Annotated in this window: 12 protein-coding genes; all 12 read left to right on the forward strand. The window is 53.0% G+C overall.

Features of this window, described 5'->3' with window-relative positions:
* The first annotated feature begins 107 nt into the window (after positions 1-107).
* The 12 genes from mfd (at position 108) to spoIIE (ending at position 14441) form a co-directional block, all read left to right on the forward strand.
* Positions 108-3635, forward strand: a complete 3528-nt coding sequence (mfd, locus tag HII30_RS18465; protein WP_169506520.1) for a transcription-repair coupling factor — start codon at positions 108-110, stop codon at positions 3633-3635.
* Positions 3619-4674 carry a peptidylprolyl isomerase gene (locus HII30_RS18470; RefSeq protein ID WP_169506521.1) on the forward strand — a complete coding sequence of 352 codons (1056 nt, stop codon included), beginning with the start codon at positions 3619-3621 and terminating at the stop codon, positions 4672-4674. The genes mfd and HII30_RS18470 overlap by 17 nt, the downstream gene beginning before the upstream one ends.
* Positions 4675-4912: 238 nt before the next feature.
* Positions 4913-5455 carry a stage V sporulation protein T gene (spoVT, locus tag HII30_RS18475; RefSeq protein WP_169506522.1) on the forward strand — a complete coding sequence of 181 codons (543 nt, stop codon included), beginning with the start codon at positions 4913-4915 and terminating at the stop codon, positions 5453-5455.
* Between the two features lie 178 nt (positions 5456-5633).
* Complete coding sequence (locus HII30_RS18480; RefSeq protein ID WP_169506523.1) at positions 5634-7298, forward strand: polysaccharide biosynthesis protein; 1665 nt, start codon at positions 5634-5636, stop codon at positions 7296-7298.
* Positions 7299-7407: 109 nt separating this feature from the next.
* A complete protein-coding gene (gene yabN, locus HII30_RS18485) occupies positions 7408-8907 on the forward strand; it encodes a bifunctional methyltransferase/pyrophosphohydrolase YabN (protein ID WP_169506524.1) in 1500 nt (499 codons plus the stop codon).
* 178 nt (positions 8908-9085) lie between these two features.
* Complete coding sequence (locus tag HII30_RS18490) at positions 9086-9358, forward strand: HU family DNA-binding protein (RefSeq protein ID WP_169506525.1); 273 nt, start codon at positions 9086-9088, stop codon at positions 9356-9358.
* Complete coding sequence (locus tag HII30_RS18495) at positions 9358-9636, forward strand: RNA-binding S4 domain-containing protein (protein WP_169506526.1); 279 nt, start codon at positions 9358-9360, stop codon at positions 9634-9636. The genes HII30_RS18490 and HII30_RS18495 overlap by 1 nt, the downstream gene beginning before the upstream one ends.
* 134 nt (positions 9637-9770) lie before the next feature.
* Positions 9771-10052, forward strand: a complete 282-nt coding sequence (gene yabP, locus HII30_RS18500; protein WP_169506527.1) for a sporulation protein YabP — start codon at positions 9771-9773, stop codon at positions 10050-10052.
* On the forward strand, positions 10049-10618 hold the full coding sequence (yabQ, locus tag HII30_RS18505; RefSeq protein WP_169506528.1) for a spore cortex biosynthesis protein YabQ: 570 nt from the start codon (positions 10049-10051) through the stop codon (positions 10616-10618). Before yabP ends, yabQ begins: the two co-directional genes overlap by 4 nt.
* Positions 10619-10630: 12 nt before the next feature.
* Positions 10631-10966, forward strand: coding sequence for an FtsB family cell division protein (locus HII30_RS18510; RefSeq protein ID WP_169506529.1), 336 nt, complete (start codon positions 10631-10633; stop codon positions 10964-10966).
* 128 nt (positions 10967-11094) lie between these two features.
* Positions 11095-11580: a S1 domain-containing RNA-binding protein gene (locus tag HII30_RS18515; RefSeq protein WP_169506530.1), complete on the forward strand. Its 486-nt coding sequence runs from the start codon at positions 11095-11097 to the stop codon at positions 11578-11580.
* 350 nt (positions 11581-11930) lie between these two features.
* Positions 11931-14441, forward strand: a complete 2511-nt coding sequence (gene spoIIE / locus HII30_RS18520) for a stage II sporulation protein E (protein WP_169506556.1) — start codon at positions 11931-11933, stop codon at positions 14439-14441.
* The last annotated feature ends 59 nt before the right edge of the window (positions 14442-14500 follow it).

Here is a 14500-nt window from a genome sequence, read left to right on the forward strand (position 1 = left end):
TCCAAAAAAGGAAGACCGACCAGAGCCTTGGCAGTTTGCTGAGGCTTCTTTTCGATTACAAATGACCATAAGTATCTATTTCGTTTGCATAAAGAGAGGTGCCACTTTTGTTACAAGCACTTATTGATGTTTTTTCGGAGGATACGGATTTTAAATCCATTACTGCTGCACTGACAGCCGGAATGAAGGAACAGATGATTTCAGGGCTGGCCGGTTCCTCCCGGCAGGTCATGATTGCGGGTATCATGCAGCAGCAGGAGCGGCCGATGCTGGTCGTCACCCACAACATGTTCTCGGCCCAAAAAATAGCGGATGATCTTCAGGAGATTTTGTCTCCGGATCAAGTGCTGCTCTATCCGGCGAATGAGCTTGTGGCGGCCGAATCGGCCGTATCCAGCCCGGAGACCCTCGCCCAGCGGATTGATGTGCTTCACCGCTGTGCCCGCGGTTTCCGGGGCATTGTCGTGGCTCCACTTTCAGGTGTGCGCCGGCTGCTGCCTGCGCCCGAGGTTATGGCCGATGCCCGGATGGTGCTGCACGACGGCGGAACACTGTCACTGGACTCCTTCTTAAACCGGATGATTGAACTGGGCTACGAGCGTGTGGAACGGGTGGAATCCCGCGGCGAAATGAGCGTAAGAGGCGGAATTATCGACTTTTATCCTATGACAACAGATTATGCTTACCGGGTGGAGCTTTTTGATGAAGATATCGATTCCATTCGAACCTTCGATCCGGCAGATCAGCGCTCGATTGACAAGGTACGGGAGGTTACCATCACACCGTGCAAAGAGATCATAAGTGATAAAGAGCGGTTGAACCGCGCCGCAGACAGCATATTGAAAATGATGGACACCCAGCTGGAGCGGATGACGGACCGTCAGGCCAAGCAGCGTCTGCGGGAAGAACTCGGCCGGGAAGCCGAGATGATGCGGGAGCAGTTATACTTTCCTGAAATGTATAAGTATATTTCACTGCTGTATCCGGAGAAGACCCATCTCTATGACTATATGGCGGAAGACACCATTCTGGTGCTGGATGAGCCGGGCCGCCTGCTGGAGACAGCCAGGCAGCTGGAGCGGGATGAGGCCGAGTGGAATCTGCACCTGATGCAGCACGGAAAGTCACTGCCGAATCTGCCGCTGTCACTAGATAACGATGAAGTGGTGTATCAGCAGCGGTATCAGAGCTTGCTGATCTCCGTCTTTCTGCGCCAGGTGCCGAGAATGCAGCCGCAAAACATCGTGAATTTCATCACCCGGGGCATGCAGGATTTCCACGGCCAGATGAACGTGCTGAAAGCCGAGATGGAACGCTGGAAGAAAACCGGCGTCCATGTCATGATGCTGGGCGGCGGGCGGGACCGCATGGACCGGATGAAGCGGGTGCTTCTGGATTACGGCATTGAAGAGCCGGTTATGCTGGAGGGCAGTCTGCAGAACGGCTTCGAGCTGCCGTCCGTGCATGCTGCGGTGATTACAGAAGCGGAAATGTTCTCCCAAAAACAGCGGAAAACAAGAAAGACATCGCGAAACATGGACAACGCCGAACGGATCAAAAGCTATACGGAGCTGAAGGTCGGCGACTATGTTGTGCATCAAAATCATGGAATAGGTAAATATATGGGAATCGGGACACTGGAGATCAACGGAATTCATAAGGACTACATGCATATTTTGTATGCAGGCAGTGATAAGCTTTCCGTGCCGATCGAACAGATTGACCTGATTCAGAAATACGTCGGTTCCGAGGACAAGGAACCGAAAATCTACAAGCTGGGCGGCAATGAATGGACAAGAGTCAAGAATAAAGTCCGCTCTTCCGTACAGGATATTGCTGACGATCTCATCAAACTGTATGCAGAGCGCCAGTCGGCACCGGGATACGGATTTGAGAAGGATACGGCAGAGCAGCAGGAATTCGAGGACATCTTCCAGTATGATGAGACACCGGACCAGCTGCGGGCGATTACCGAGATTAAAAAAGACATGGAACAGAATCGTCCCATGGACCGCCTGCTGTGCGGTGATGTCGGTTACGGCAAGACCGAAGTGGCAGTCCGCGCCGCCTTTAAAGCGGCCATTGAGGGCAAGCAGGTTGCAGTCCTCGTACCGACCACAATCCTGGCGCAGCAGCATTATGAGACGTTCCGGGAACGCTTCTCAACCTATCCGATTAACATCCAGGTGTTGAGCCGCTTCCGCAGCCGCAAGGAACAGAATGAGACGATCAAGAAGGTGAAGCAGGGTACGGTAGACATCCTCATCGGAACACACCGTCTTCTGTCCCAGGATATCGTATTCAAGGATCTGGGCCTGCTGATCGTGGATGAGGAGCAGCGGTTTGGCGTAACACACAAGGAAAAGCTGAAACGTCTGAAAACTAACGTGGACGTCCTTACACTTACCGCCACACCAATCCCTCGTACGCTGCATATGTCGATGCTGGGCGTAAGGGATTTGTCGGTTATCGAAACCCCGCCGGAGAACCGTTTTCCGGTACAGACCTATGTGGTCGAGCACAGCCAGACGCTGGTCCGGGAAGCAATCGAGCGGGAACTTGCTCGCGGCGGCCAGGTGTATTACCTTTACAACCGCGTTCAGGGGATTCAGGAAATGGCAGCTCAAATATCCGAACTGGTGCCTGAAGCGAAGGTAGGTGTCGGACACGGACAGATGAGTGAAACGGAGCTTGAGAAGACCATTCTGGATTTTCTGGACGGCGAGCATGATGTGCTGGTCAGCACCAGCATTATCGAGACCGGTGTGGATATTCCGAATGTTAACACCCTGATCGTGCATGATGCGGATAAAATGGGCCTGTCCCAGCTGTATCAGCTTCGCGGACGGGTGGGGCGGTCGAACCGGATTGCCTATGCCTATTTCACATACCAGCGGGATAAGGTGCTGACCGAGGTCGCAGAGAAGCGTCTGCAGTCCATCAAGGAATTTACAGAGCTGGGCTCCGGTTTCAAAATCGCGATGCGTGACCTTTCCATCCGCGGAGCCGGTAATCTGCTGGGAGCGGAGCAGCATGGATTCATCGCATCCGTCGGATTTGATTTGTACTCTCAAATGCTTGCGGAAGAGATCCAGAAACGTAAAGTCAGCATGCTGGGCGAAGCACAGGAACCGTCGCGTGACTGGAACACATCGATTGATCTTGGTGTGGATGCCTATCTACCGTCTGATTACATTTACGACAGCATTCAAAAGATCGAAATCTATAAAAAAGTGGCCGCGGTGGCTTCGGCAGACGAAGCGGCAGAGCTTGAAGACGAACTGCTGGACCGCTTTGGCGAACTGCCGGAAGCTGTACGCAATTTGCTTGCTGTGTCCAGGCTGAAAGTGTATGGCAGAACGTACGGAATCGATTCCATCACCCAGCGTTCTGATGACGTGATTTTGCAGTTTTATGAAGGACAGGATAAACTAATTCATAGGACCAAACTTGCGCAAATTGGAAATCAGTTTGAAAGACGTGTACAATTTGAGCAGGGTCCGGGGATATCCATTCGTCTCAAGGGCAAGGGACTCTCCGATCAGGAGCTGCTCAAGCTGCTGGAAGAGTTTCTTGACGCTGCACAGGCGTCATTTCACGGGAAGGGAGATTTACAAGATGTCGTCAAGAAATAAAAAGTCATGGAAGACGTACATGGTGACGATGACTGCGGTATTGTCCATGTCGCTTCTCGCAGCTTGTGGTGATAAAACCGCAGGAAGCCAGGAGCCGGCCGAGGACGACAGCAAAGTCATTGTAAAATATACGGGCGGAGAATTTACGGAGAAGGAGTTCCAGCTGGAACAGAATGTTATGCAGTTCATGTCTCCGGAATATGCCCAGTTCATGCAGATGGACGAGTTCAAGCAGTACCTGGCCAGACAGGGTGTAGCTTATGAATATCTGTCTGAAAATGCCGGGGAAGAAGCCAAGAAAGCGGCTAAAACCCAGGCGGATGAACTCGTCAAGAAAAACAAAACGATGATGGGTGCAGAGCAGTTCACTAAAGCGCTGGAAGCTCAAAATCTGACAGAGCAGGATCTGAAGGATTACATGCAGCGTGTGATGACCGTGATGGAGGATCAGAAGAACAAAGTTACGGATGATGAGATCAAGAAGGACTTCGAGGATCATAAGCAGGACTTCACGACCGCCAGCGTCCGTCATGTACTGATCCGTTTTGTGGACAGCGAAGGCAAGGAGCGCAAGAAAGAAGACGCGCTAAAGCTTGCTAAAGAAGTAAAGGCCAAGCTGGACGGCGGCGAGGATTTTGCCAAAGTCGCCAAAGAGTATTCGGAGGATCCGGGCTCGAAGGACAATGGCGGCCTCTACGAGAAAACAGAAGTTGGCGGCTGGGCTGATGAGTTCAAACAGAAGGCGCTCAGTCTTCCGATCAATGAAATCAGTGAGCCGGTGGAGACCGTCCACGGTTATCATGTCATGAAAGTCGAAAAGCGTGAGGAAACGACGTATGACAAAATTACCGATGAACGCAAGGATGCAATCCGCAGCGAGCTGGCTTCAGCAAAGGTTGACGAGTTTATGAAGACAGACCTGGATAAGCTGATCGAGAAGATGGATCTGCCGAAAAGTGAGTCGCCAGCGGAGCCTTCCACCGACTCGGGTGAAGAAGCTCCTAAGGCCGAAGATACAAAAGATACAACCGGGAAGTAAAACAGCTTCAATCCATGACGTTCAAGGCGGCGTTATGGATTTTTTGCCCCTGATATCCGTCCGCGCCAGGTTCAACAGGCATGGTCGCGCAACCATTTCAGGGCAAAGATGTATAAGGTTATGGGAATGGATCAATACTAAGGTCAGACATTCACTTATATACCTGGCTGGGGACATCCTCTTCCCATACCGATCAGTAGTTGAAAAATCTTCTTAAGAAAGCGGGGCAGCATGTGTAATGAAAGCTACTGGAATCGTTCGCCGTATTGATGACCTCGGACGTGTGGTCATCCCCAAGGAAATAAGACGTACTCTTCGGATCCGTGAAGGTGATCCGCTGGAGATTTTTGTGGACCGGGATGGAGAAGTTATCCTGAAGAAATATTCTCCTATCGGAGAGCTTGGCGATTTTGCCAAAGAATATGCGGAATCACTGTTTGAAAGCACAGGCCACATTACGGTCATTTCCGACCGGGACACGTTTATTGCGATAGCCGGGGGCTCGAAGAAAGAGTACCTGGACAAGGCTGTCGGCAATCTGCTGGAAACCTGTATGGAAAACCGCAAAACCGTTTTGGAAGAAAACAAGGGGACTTATGAGATCAGCAAGGATCACCCGGAGGAATTCTCCTCTTTCGTAGCGGCACCGATCGTTACAGGCGGAGATCCGATCGGCACGGTCGTGCTGCTCAGCAAGGACGAGTCTATCACCATGAGCCAGATGGAAATCAAAATGGCCGAAACGGCCGCAGCATTCCTCGGCAAGCAGATGGAACAGTAAGAAACCTGATGTGATCATCTCCCAATTGACCCAATCTCCCGCTGACCGCCGGCCTGAACAGGCCGGGGGAACAGGCGGTTTTTTTTGTTTCTGTAGGTTTTGAGTCCAGCCCTTACTTCACGGTATAATGACCATGACATGCTCGGCATACCGGCAAACAGGGATTGGAGTTAAGCTTATGAATGCAAGTGAATCCGGATCCAGACTCGTGAAGGGAGCTCTGATCCTCAGTGCAGCAGCGATCGGTTCCAAGCTGATCGGAACGCTGCAAAAAATACCGCTCCAAAATCTGGGCGGGGATGCTGTATTCGGCATTTATAATACGGTGTACCCGCTGTATATGATGATCATTACGATAGCTGCTGCCGGATTTCCAGCTGCATTGTCCAAGTTCGTGGCGGAAGCGGAAGCGGCAGGGCGTCCGCAGGAGAGCCGACGGCTGCTCCGCATCTCCAGCTGGTTTCTGGTCATATTTGGACTGCTGCTGGGAGCTGTCCTGTATGTGACAGCTCCGCTGGCGGGTGAGTGGATCGGGAGCAGGCAGGTCGTACCCGCCCTCCGCGCCTCAGCCCTGGCCCTTGCGTTCGTTCCCTGGATGTCTCTGCTGCGGGGGTATTTCCAGGGGCTGCATAACATGGTGCCGACTGCGGTATCGCAAATCACAGAGCAGAGTGTTCGGGTCGCTGTGATGATAGGACTGCTGCTGTATATGATCCAGGGTGGCGCAGATGACCAGGACATCGCTGCCGGTGCTCTTATTGGCTCCGCTGCGGGAGGTGCGGCCGGGCTGCTGGTGATGGGTCTGTACTGGCGCAGAAACACCAGAGCCGCCGGAGACGCAGCAGTAGGCGTTTCTGGGGGGAAGACTTTCTCACAGAAGCACGATCACAGCGGGACGGGAGCGCTGAGCGCCGCCGCCATACTCCGGCGCATGAGCGCCTATGCCATTCCTGTATGCCTCAGTGCCCTTGCGGTTCCGCTGATTGGCATGGTGGATTCGCTCACTGTGCCGCGGCTGCTGCGAAACAGCGGCCTGCCGGAGGCCGGGATGCTTGCCCAGTTCGGGATCTACAACCGCGGCCTTCCGCTAGTGCAGCTGGTGACGATGCTGGCCGCTTCGCTGTCCGTGCTGTTTATTCCGGCGCTGGCGGAAGCCAGATATAAAGGCGAGTATGATCTGGCGGCGCGGCAGAGCCAGGTGGCACTGCGCTGGTTCTGGCTGCTCGGCCTGGCTGCGTCAGCTGGCCTTGCGGTTCTAGCGGAGCCGGTCAATATTATGCTGTACCAGGATGCCGAGGGCAGTGCAGTGCTCCGCTGGGTTGCTTCTACCGCTGCCTTCGGCACGGTCAGCGTCATTACGGCCGCTCTCCTGCAGGGAGCGGGCATCGTCCGGGCGCCGGCCGTGCATCTGCTGGCGGCCGCCCTGATCAAGCTGGGGCTGAACCTAGCGCTCGTGCCCCAGCTCGGCATTACCGGCGCCGCGATCGCAGGCGTCGCCGCACATGGCGCCGCCGCAGCGCTCAACACCGCGCTGCTGGTGCGCCATGCCGGTGTGCGGCTGTCCCCCGCACACCTGCTGCTGTGGCCCGCGCTGGTCACAGCGGGCCTGGCCATGGCCGCCTGGGCCGCGTCTACCGCGGCTGGCGGCCTTGTGGAGGCGGCCGCAGGGCCCGGCCGCCTGAGTGCCGCTGCCGCCAGCCTGGCCGGCGTGGCGGCGGGAGGCGGCGCCTTTGTGGCCGGCGCCGCCCTGACGAAGCTCCTCTCGGAGGAGGAGCTTCTGCTGCTGCCGAAGGCGGGCAGGCCGCTGGCTGCCCTGCTTCGGAAGATGCGCCTGCTGCGCTAAGGCAGGCGCAGGTTTCGCGGACTTACGTGAGATGTCCGCCTCATTGTGATATAGTAGACAACGAAACTACCGCTGTAAGCCAGGCGGAGAAAGAGCGGAGGTAGCCTCCATGAGCGCAGTTATTACGGTGGTCGGCTTGGGATCGGGCAATCCGGACCGTCTGACCCTGGGTATTATCAAGACCCTGCAGGGCGCGGCCAAGGCATATGTACGCACCTTATCGCACCCGGTTGTTGCTTATCTCCAGGAGACAGGCATACTTCTGGAATCATTTGATCATGTGTATGAGAGTCATGAGACCTTTTCGGAGGTATATGAATATATCGCTTCCTCGCTGACTGCAGCCGCATCTGCGCAGGAAGGCGAGATCGTCTATGCGGTTCCGGGCCATCCCATGGTCGCTGAAGCGACCGTCCGCCTGCTCCGTGAACGCTGCCCAGGACTGGGGATACAACTGAATGTACTCGGCGGAGAAAGCTTTTTGGATGAAGCCTTTGTCCGATTGGGATTTGATCCCATTGAAGGCTTTCAGCTGCTGGATGCATCCGGACTGTCCGGACATCTTGTTCAGCCTCAGCTCCATATCTTGATCGGCCAGGTGTATGACGGGTTTACCGCATCCGAGGTCAAGCTGGCCCTGATGGATGTCTATCCGGACGATTACAAAGTCATTGTCGGCCATGCGCTCGGGGTGGAGGGAGAAGAGACCATTCTTCGCATCCCGCTGTATGAGCTGGACCGGGTGGAGGGATACGGTAATTTATCCCTTATCTATGTTCCCCGCAGCGAGGAGGAATCTCTCCGCCGCCGCAGCTTTGCCAGACTGCATGAAATCGTGGGGGTCCTCCGCAGTCCCGAAGGCTGCCCATGGGACCGGGAACAGACCCATGAATCGATCCGCAAAAACCTCATTGAGGAAACGTATGAGGTGCTGGAGACGATTGATGAGGACGACCCGGAGCATATGCAGGAGGAGCTCGGTGATCTGCTGCTGCAGATTTTGCTGCACTCGCAGATGGAGGAAGAGCTGGGCACATTCACGGTGTATGATGTCATCGGTACGCTGAATGACAAGCTGATCTTCCGTCATCCGCACGTGTTCGGTGAGAACTCGGCTAAAGATGCTGAAGATGCCCTGCAGAACTGGGAGCAGATGAAAGCGGAGGAGAAGCGCAGGAAGGGACTGACCCCTGAGGCCTCCTCCGTACTGGACGGTGTGCCGCGGGACCTGCCTGCCTTGATGAAGGCATACAAGCTCCAGAAAAAAGCCGCCAAGGTCGGATTTGATTGGGAAGACCTGTCCGGCGTTTTCGACAAAATCGAAGAAGAGATCTCCGAGCTTAAAGATGCGGTGAAACAGAACCTGCCGCAGCAGGAGCAGGCGCTTGAACTCGGAGACCTTCTGTTTGCCGTCAGCAATGCAGCTCGTTTTATCGGAGCAGACCCGGAAGCAGCGCTGTCTGCGACCAACGCCAAGTTTGTCACCCGTTTCCGTTACATCGAGAACCAGCTGGCTGCAAGAGGAGCCGATATTCGTGAAGCTTCCCTAGAGGACATGGAAGCTTTATGGCAGGAAGCCAAACGCCACAATGGTTCTTCGGAGGTCTAAATGCCTCCGCTGTGACACTTTTTCTTGAAATTATTAAAAAATTAACGCGGCGGGGCAGGAATCTGGCGGCTTATCCAGAATTAGTCTTGATAGGCACGCCTGCAGCGCCTGCTCCAGGACATATGGTGCCAAGCCGCAGTACCTATTACTTTTCGAAACATTGGGAGGATTTTAACTCATGAACAAAACAGACCTGATCAACAACATTTCCAGCAAAAGCGGATTGGCTAAAAAAGACGTGGAGAACGTACTGAACGGTTTCCTCGGTGAAATTACAGACGCTCTCGCAAGCGGCGACAAAGTTCAATTGATCGGTTTTGGTACCTTCGAAACCCGCAAACGTGCAGGCCGTACGGGCCGTAACCCGCAAACCGGCAACACAATTGAAATTCCTGAATCCAACGTTCCTGCATTCAAAGCAGGTAACAAACTTAAAGAAGCCGTTAACTAATGCGTCTCGATAAATTCCTTAAGGTATCCAGACTGATCAAGCGCCGCACTGTGGCGAAGGATGTTTCGGAGCAGGGGCGGGTGCTGATTAACGGCCGTGAGTCGAAGCCAAGCAGTGCTGTTAAGATCGGAGATGAGATTACTGTCCAGTTCGGACAGAAGCTGGTCACGGTCCGGGTAGAGCGCTTGGCGGAGACGACCCGCAAGGATGAGGCTTCAAGCCTCTACACCCTGGTTAAGGAAGAACCGATCGCCAAAGATAATGGGTTAAGCTGGTAGCCGCACAGTCGGCATGAAGACATCCTCCCGCTGCGGGAGGATGTCTTTTTTTGCGCTGCAGCTTTCTCTGTCCTGCAAGTTCTAATTGGAGTCATGTCCCCATATGCTTTTGATATAAAGGAGGGGTACATGCCATGATCGACCCAGGGAAAGGCAAGCTGCACGATCTGCGGATGCATAATCGCAAGCTGCTTGATATCAGTGGTGTAAAAAATGTAGAAAGCTTCGACAGTGAAGAATTTCTGCTGCAGACCGAGCTTGGACATCTGACTATTCGCGGACAAAATTTACATATTAAAAACCTGAGTCTGGAGGAAGGGATCCTTTCCATTGAAGGATTGATTCATTCCCTTGCCTATCTGAATCCCGGAAATCAGGCCAAATCGAAAAGCCTGCTCGGCAAGCTCTTTAAATGAACCCTCATATACAGTGGATCACGCTGCTCTGGATGCTGTTTTCCGGAGCAGCCATGGGACTGGCCTATGACAGCTACCGGGTGCTGTCAGGCGAGCTCCGCTTCCCGCGGTGGTCGCAGCATGTCCTTGATTTTTTGTATTGGGTCGCCGCGGCATTATTTGTTTTTCGCATGCTGTACATTACGAATTACGGGCAGTTAAGATTTTATGTTTTTGTAGGATTGTTTTTAGGGGTTTGGATCTATTTTTTATTATGGAGTGTTATAACCAGGCGTTTTGTGGTAATGTTAATTCAGGCGGCAAAGGGATTGCTGTCCGTTTTGACGACTTTGTTAAACACCCTGCTGTGGAAACCCGTGAAAGGCATACTTCTTCTTCTCCAAGGAATGGTCAAGCTGTTATGGCGAATGATCATGTTCCTGCTTCGGCTGCTATGGACAATACTGACGCCGGTGCGGGGCTTGTTGAAATGGATAAGCTCACCTGTCACATCCCGGCTTAAGGTGCCGGCTTGGGCTGTGCGCCTGGGGAACAAGATGAAAGTCATCTGGAAACGCTGGTTTTAGGAGGAATAGGTCATGGGCAGAAGAGCCGAACAACGCAAAGATGATCCCTCGAAGACAGCAGCTAAGAGCAAGGGCGCGAAGCGGCGCAAAACCATGTACTCTGCCTTGATGGTGCTGTTTGTCGGGTGGGCTGGAATGACGCTATATCATCAGCACGATAACATTCAGAGCACCAGCAGAACCTTGGCACAGAAACAAAGCGAACAGAAGGCCGTGCAGACCTCGCTCAACGAGCTGAATCTCGAGGTAGAGAGACTGCAGGATCCGGAATACATAGGTCAGATCGCCCGTAAGAAATTCGGGTTGTATCCTCCTAATGAAGTTCCGATTATCCAGCCGCAGGAATAAGGTAAATAAAGTCTGTAACACCATGACATACGTCTGTTGACCTCTTTTAGGTCATTGGGTATAATCAAATCACCGCAGCGAGATTTAAAATCGGACTGTATATTTTTAAGGGAGGATCATTTTATTCTATGGCAATTGAAGTGGGCACCAAGTTAGAGGGCAAGGTGACAGGCATAACGCATTTTGGAGCATTTGTGGATCTGTCAGGAGGTGTCACGGGTCTCGTTCACATCTCGGAGATCGCCGACAACTACGTCAAGGATGTCAACGATCATTTGAAGATTGGTGATGTCGTTACCGTGAAGGTGATCAATGTCGATAAGGACGGCAAGATCGGTCTTTCGATCAAGCAGACTGTCGACAAGCCGGCTACGGAGAGTCGTCCCCCGCGTGCACCTAGACCGGAACGCAGCGGCGGCGGAGAACGATTCGGAGGCGGCGGTGGAGGAGGATTTAACCGTGAACGCGGTGGACGTTCGTTTAAGCCTGCGGCCAACAAGCCTTCATTTGAGGATAAAATGTCACGCTTCCTGAAAGACAGTGAGGAGCGGATATCTTCGCTAAAGAAGAATACGGAGGGCAAACGCGGCGGACGCGGTGCCAAACGTGTGTAGTTCGATCTCTTATATAGAAATATAACCGCAGAAGGAATTTTCCTTCTGCGGTTTTTTTGTCAGTTCGTCCAAGCGTCCGACAGGTTACAACGGGATAACCCTGAAATCGCTCTCTCTCGTTTCACATCTGCCGTGCAAAAGGAAGTACATATAACCAATTTCTAGTGAATTGAAACAGCGTAATGGAAATAACAGCAGGGATTTATCGTAGTGTGCAAGCTTTCGCGAAGGCGGGCTTTTTTGTCGGAAATTTCTTTAGGGCATGTCCGGTGTTCTGACAAACTTTCTGTATCCATGCTTTTATAATGGGACCTACAAACAAATTCGTGAAAGAATGAGGTGCCAGGATGATGGATAAAAGAAATGTGGTTATGTTTCCGGGGACAGGGTCGGCTAAAGGAGGAGCGGAAGCTTTGCGCGGCCGCTTGCGTGAGCGCATCGGGCAGTTGTCTTTTGTGAAACGGCCGATACATCTGCTGGCATCCAGAAAGTGGGTCATCCTGTTAACCTTTATGGGCTTTTTGCTTGGACGCGCGACAATCCTGGACGAGCTGTCACCGTTTGCTGCTGCTTTCTTTGCAGTCATCGCTTTTATGCGCAGAGATTATCTGATGCCAGTCGGTGCTGCGATCGTGGCCGGAAGCCTGTTTGCCCCGTATCCGAACATGCTGATGATCCCTGTGGAACTTGCTATTTTTTATCTGATACTGAGGGGGCTTGAAACGTACGAACGGGCCGAGCTCTCCTACGCGCCGATGATGGTGTTTGTATCTACCTTTGTCGTTAATCTGTTCGCCCTGCTGGTCGGGCCGTCAATGACCTGGTATTCCTTAATGATGCTGACGCTGGATGCGGTTCTCAGCTTCGTACTGACCCTGGTGTTCATCCAGGCCGTGCCGGTATTTACATTCCGCAAGAAAAATTACGCGCTGCGGAATGAAGAAATTTTGTGCCTGATCATTCTCCTGGCCTCGGTGATGACTGGGGCTGTAGGATGGACGGTGCACGATTTATCGGTAGAGCATGTACTTTCCAGATATCTGATTCTACTGTTTGCCATCGTTGGCGGTGCGCCGCTGGGGGCATCGGTTGGTGTGGTCACTGGCCTGATCCTCAGTCTGGCGGATATTTCCGCCTTTGCACAGATGAGCCTTCTTGCTTTCTCCGGGATGCTGGCCGGCATGCTCCGGGAGGGAAAAAAAGCCGGCGTGTCTCTCGGCATGCTCCTGGGGGCGACCATTTTGTCTATTTATTTCAACCGGCCTGAAGAGGTGCTGCTCTCCACCTGGGAAACCTGCGCAGCGATCGGTCTGTTTCTGATCACACCAAAAAGCTTCATGCAGGTGATCGGCAAATACGTGCCGGGCACCCAGGACCACACCCGGTCGCAGCATGAGTATGCCAAGCGCGTCCGGGACTTGACGGCAGACCGGGTCACACAGTTTTCTCAGGTGTTCCGCCAGCTCTCGCAGAGCTTTGGTCAAACGACCGAAAGCCTTCATCCCCCGGGCAAGCAGGCAGAGGAGATGAATCACTTTATGGATGCTGTGGCTCAAGGCACGTGTGCTTCCTGCTTTAAACAGAGCCACTGCTGGGACGCCAAATTTTATCAGACCTACAAGTATATGTCGGACATTATGACTTCTATAGAAGAACATCCGAAGATGGAGGCGCAGGATCTTCCACCGGAATGGGGCAAGTTCTGCACGAGGAAAGAAGAAGTGCTGGAGGTGCTCAAGCAGCAGTATCATCTCTATCAACATGATATGCAGTGGAAGCGCCAGATATTCGACAGCCGTCATCTGGTAGCAGAGCAGCTGTCCGGCGTATCACAGGTTATGGAGGATCTGGCCCGGGAAATCAAGCGGGAGAGCCAGACGATGCATATTCAGGAGGAACAGATCCGGGAAGCGCTTCTGCAGTTAGGGTTGTCCGTTCAAGGTATTGATATTATCAGTCTGGATTCAGGCCATGTGGAAATTGAGATTATTCATGCCTATACGAAAGGATATGATGAATGCCGCAAAATTATTGCACCGATGCTGTCTGATATTATCGGGGAACATATTGCTGTCGTGGGTGAATCCCTGACCCATCCGAGGGATGGCCTGGCCACCGTCCGGTTTGGCTCTGCCAAAACGTACGAGATTCTGACCGGTGTAGCCGCTGCGGCGAAAGGCGGAGATTTACTCTCGGGTGACAGCTTCAGTACGGTGGAGCTTGGAAATGGTACGTTTGCTGTTGCGCTGAGCGATGGCATGGGGAATGGCGAGCGGGCCCGGCTGGAGAGCAGCTCAGCCCTGAACATTCTGGAACAGCTGCTGCAGTCCGGCATGGATGAGCGGCTTGCGATCAAGTCGGTCAATTCCATTTTGATGCTGAGGTCTCCGGATGAGATTTATGCTACGGTGGATATGGCCTTGATTGATCAGTACACGGCACAGACGACCTTTATGAAGATCGGATCTACACCAAGCTTTATCAAGCGAGGAAATGAAGTTATTCCGGTAACCGCGAGCAATCTGCCGATCGGTATTATACAGGATATTGAAGTGGATTTTGTGTCTCTGCAGCTGCAGGCGGGGGATGTGCTGATTATGATGACAGATGGTATATATGATGCGCCGGGATATGCGGTTAACAAGGAGATTTGGATGAAGCGCATGATTCAGGAGGTCGACAGCAGCGACCCGCAGGAGATCGCAGATGTTCTGCTCGAAAAAGTGATCCGTTATCAGCAAAATCAGATTCATGATGATATGACGGTCGTGGTTGGACGGGTCGAGCATTTTCAGCCGGAGTGGGCTAATGTTCATGTGCCCGGATTTGCGCGGATGGAACGCCCGAGAACGGTAAGTTAGTTAGAGGAGGCCAGCAGATTGCTAAGGCAAGCATTGTAGAACGTGATTCATGCCGGCTC

Origin of the sequence: Paenibacillus lemnae (genome assembly GCF_012933385.1) — a bacterium.
GTDB classification, from domain to species: Bacteria; Bacillota; Bacilli; order Paenibacillales; family Paenibacillaceae; genus Paenibacillus_AQ; species Paenibacillus_AQ lemnae.

What these genes read in the sequence shown, in the direction of transcription:
- spoIIE (WP_169506556.1), top strand. Translation starts at nt 11,931, where the DNA reads ATGGATAAAAGAAATGTGGTTATGTTTCCGGGGACAGGGTCGGCTAAA.
- HII30_RS18495 (WP_169506526.1), top strand. Translation starts at nt 9,358, where the DNA reads ATGCGTCTCGATAAATTCCTTAAGGTATCCAGACTGATCAAGCGCCGC.
- HII30_RS18515 (WP_169506530.1), top strand. Translation starts at nt 11,095, where the DNA reads ATGGCAATTGAAGTGGGCACCAAGTTAGAGGGCAAGGTGACAGGCATA.
- yabN (WP_169506524.1), top strand. Translation starts at nt 7,408, where the DNA reads ATGAGCGCAGTTATTACGGTGGTCGGCTTGGGATCGGGCAATCCGGAC.
- yabQ (WP_169506528.1), top strand. Translation starts at nt 10,049, where the DNA reads ATGAACCCTCATATACAGTGGATCACGCTGCTCTGGATGCTGTTTTCC.
- HII30_RS18470 (WP_169506521.1), top strand. Translation starts at nt 3,619, where the DNA reads ATGTCGTCAAGAAATAAAAAGTCATGGAAGACGTACATGGTGACGATG.
- HII30_RS18490 (WP_169506525.1), top strand. Translation starts at nt 9,086, where the DNA reads ATGAACAAAACAGACCTGATCAACAACATTTCCAGCAAAAGCGGATTG.
- HII30_RS18510 (WP_169506529.1), top strand. Translation starts at nt 10,631, where the DNA reads ATGGGCAGAAGAGCCGAACAACGCAAAGATGATCCCTCGAAGACAGCA.
- spoVT (WP_169506522.1), top strand. Translation starts at nt 4,913, where the DNA reads ATGAAAGCTACTGGAATCGTTCGCCGTATTGATGACCTCGGACGTGTG.
- yabP (WP_169506527.1), top strand. Translation starts at nt 9,771, where the DNA reads ATGATCGACCCAGGGAAAGGCAAGCTGCACGATCTGCGGATGCATAAT.
- HII30_RS18480 (WP_169506523.1), top strand. Translation starts at nt 5,634, where the DNA reads ATGAATGCAAGTGAATCCGGATCCAGACTCGTGAAGGGAGCTCTGATC.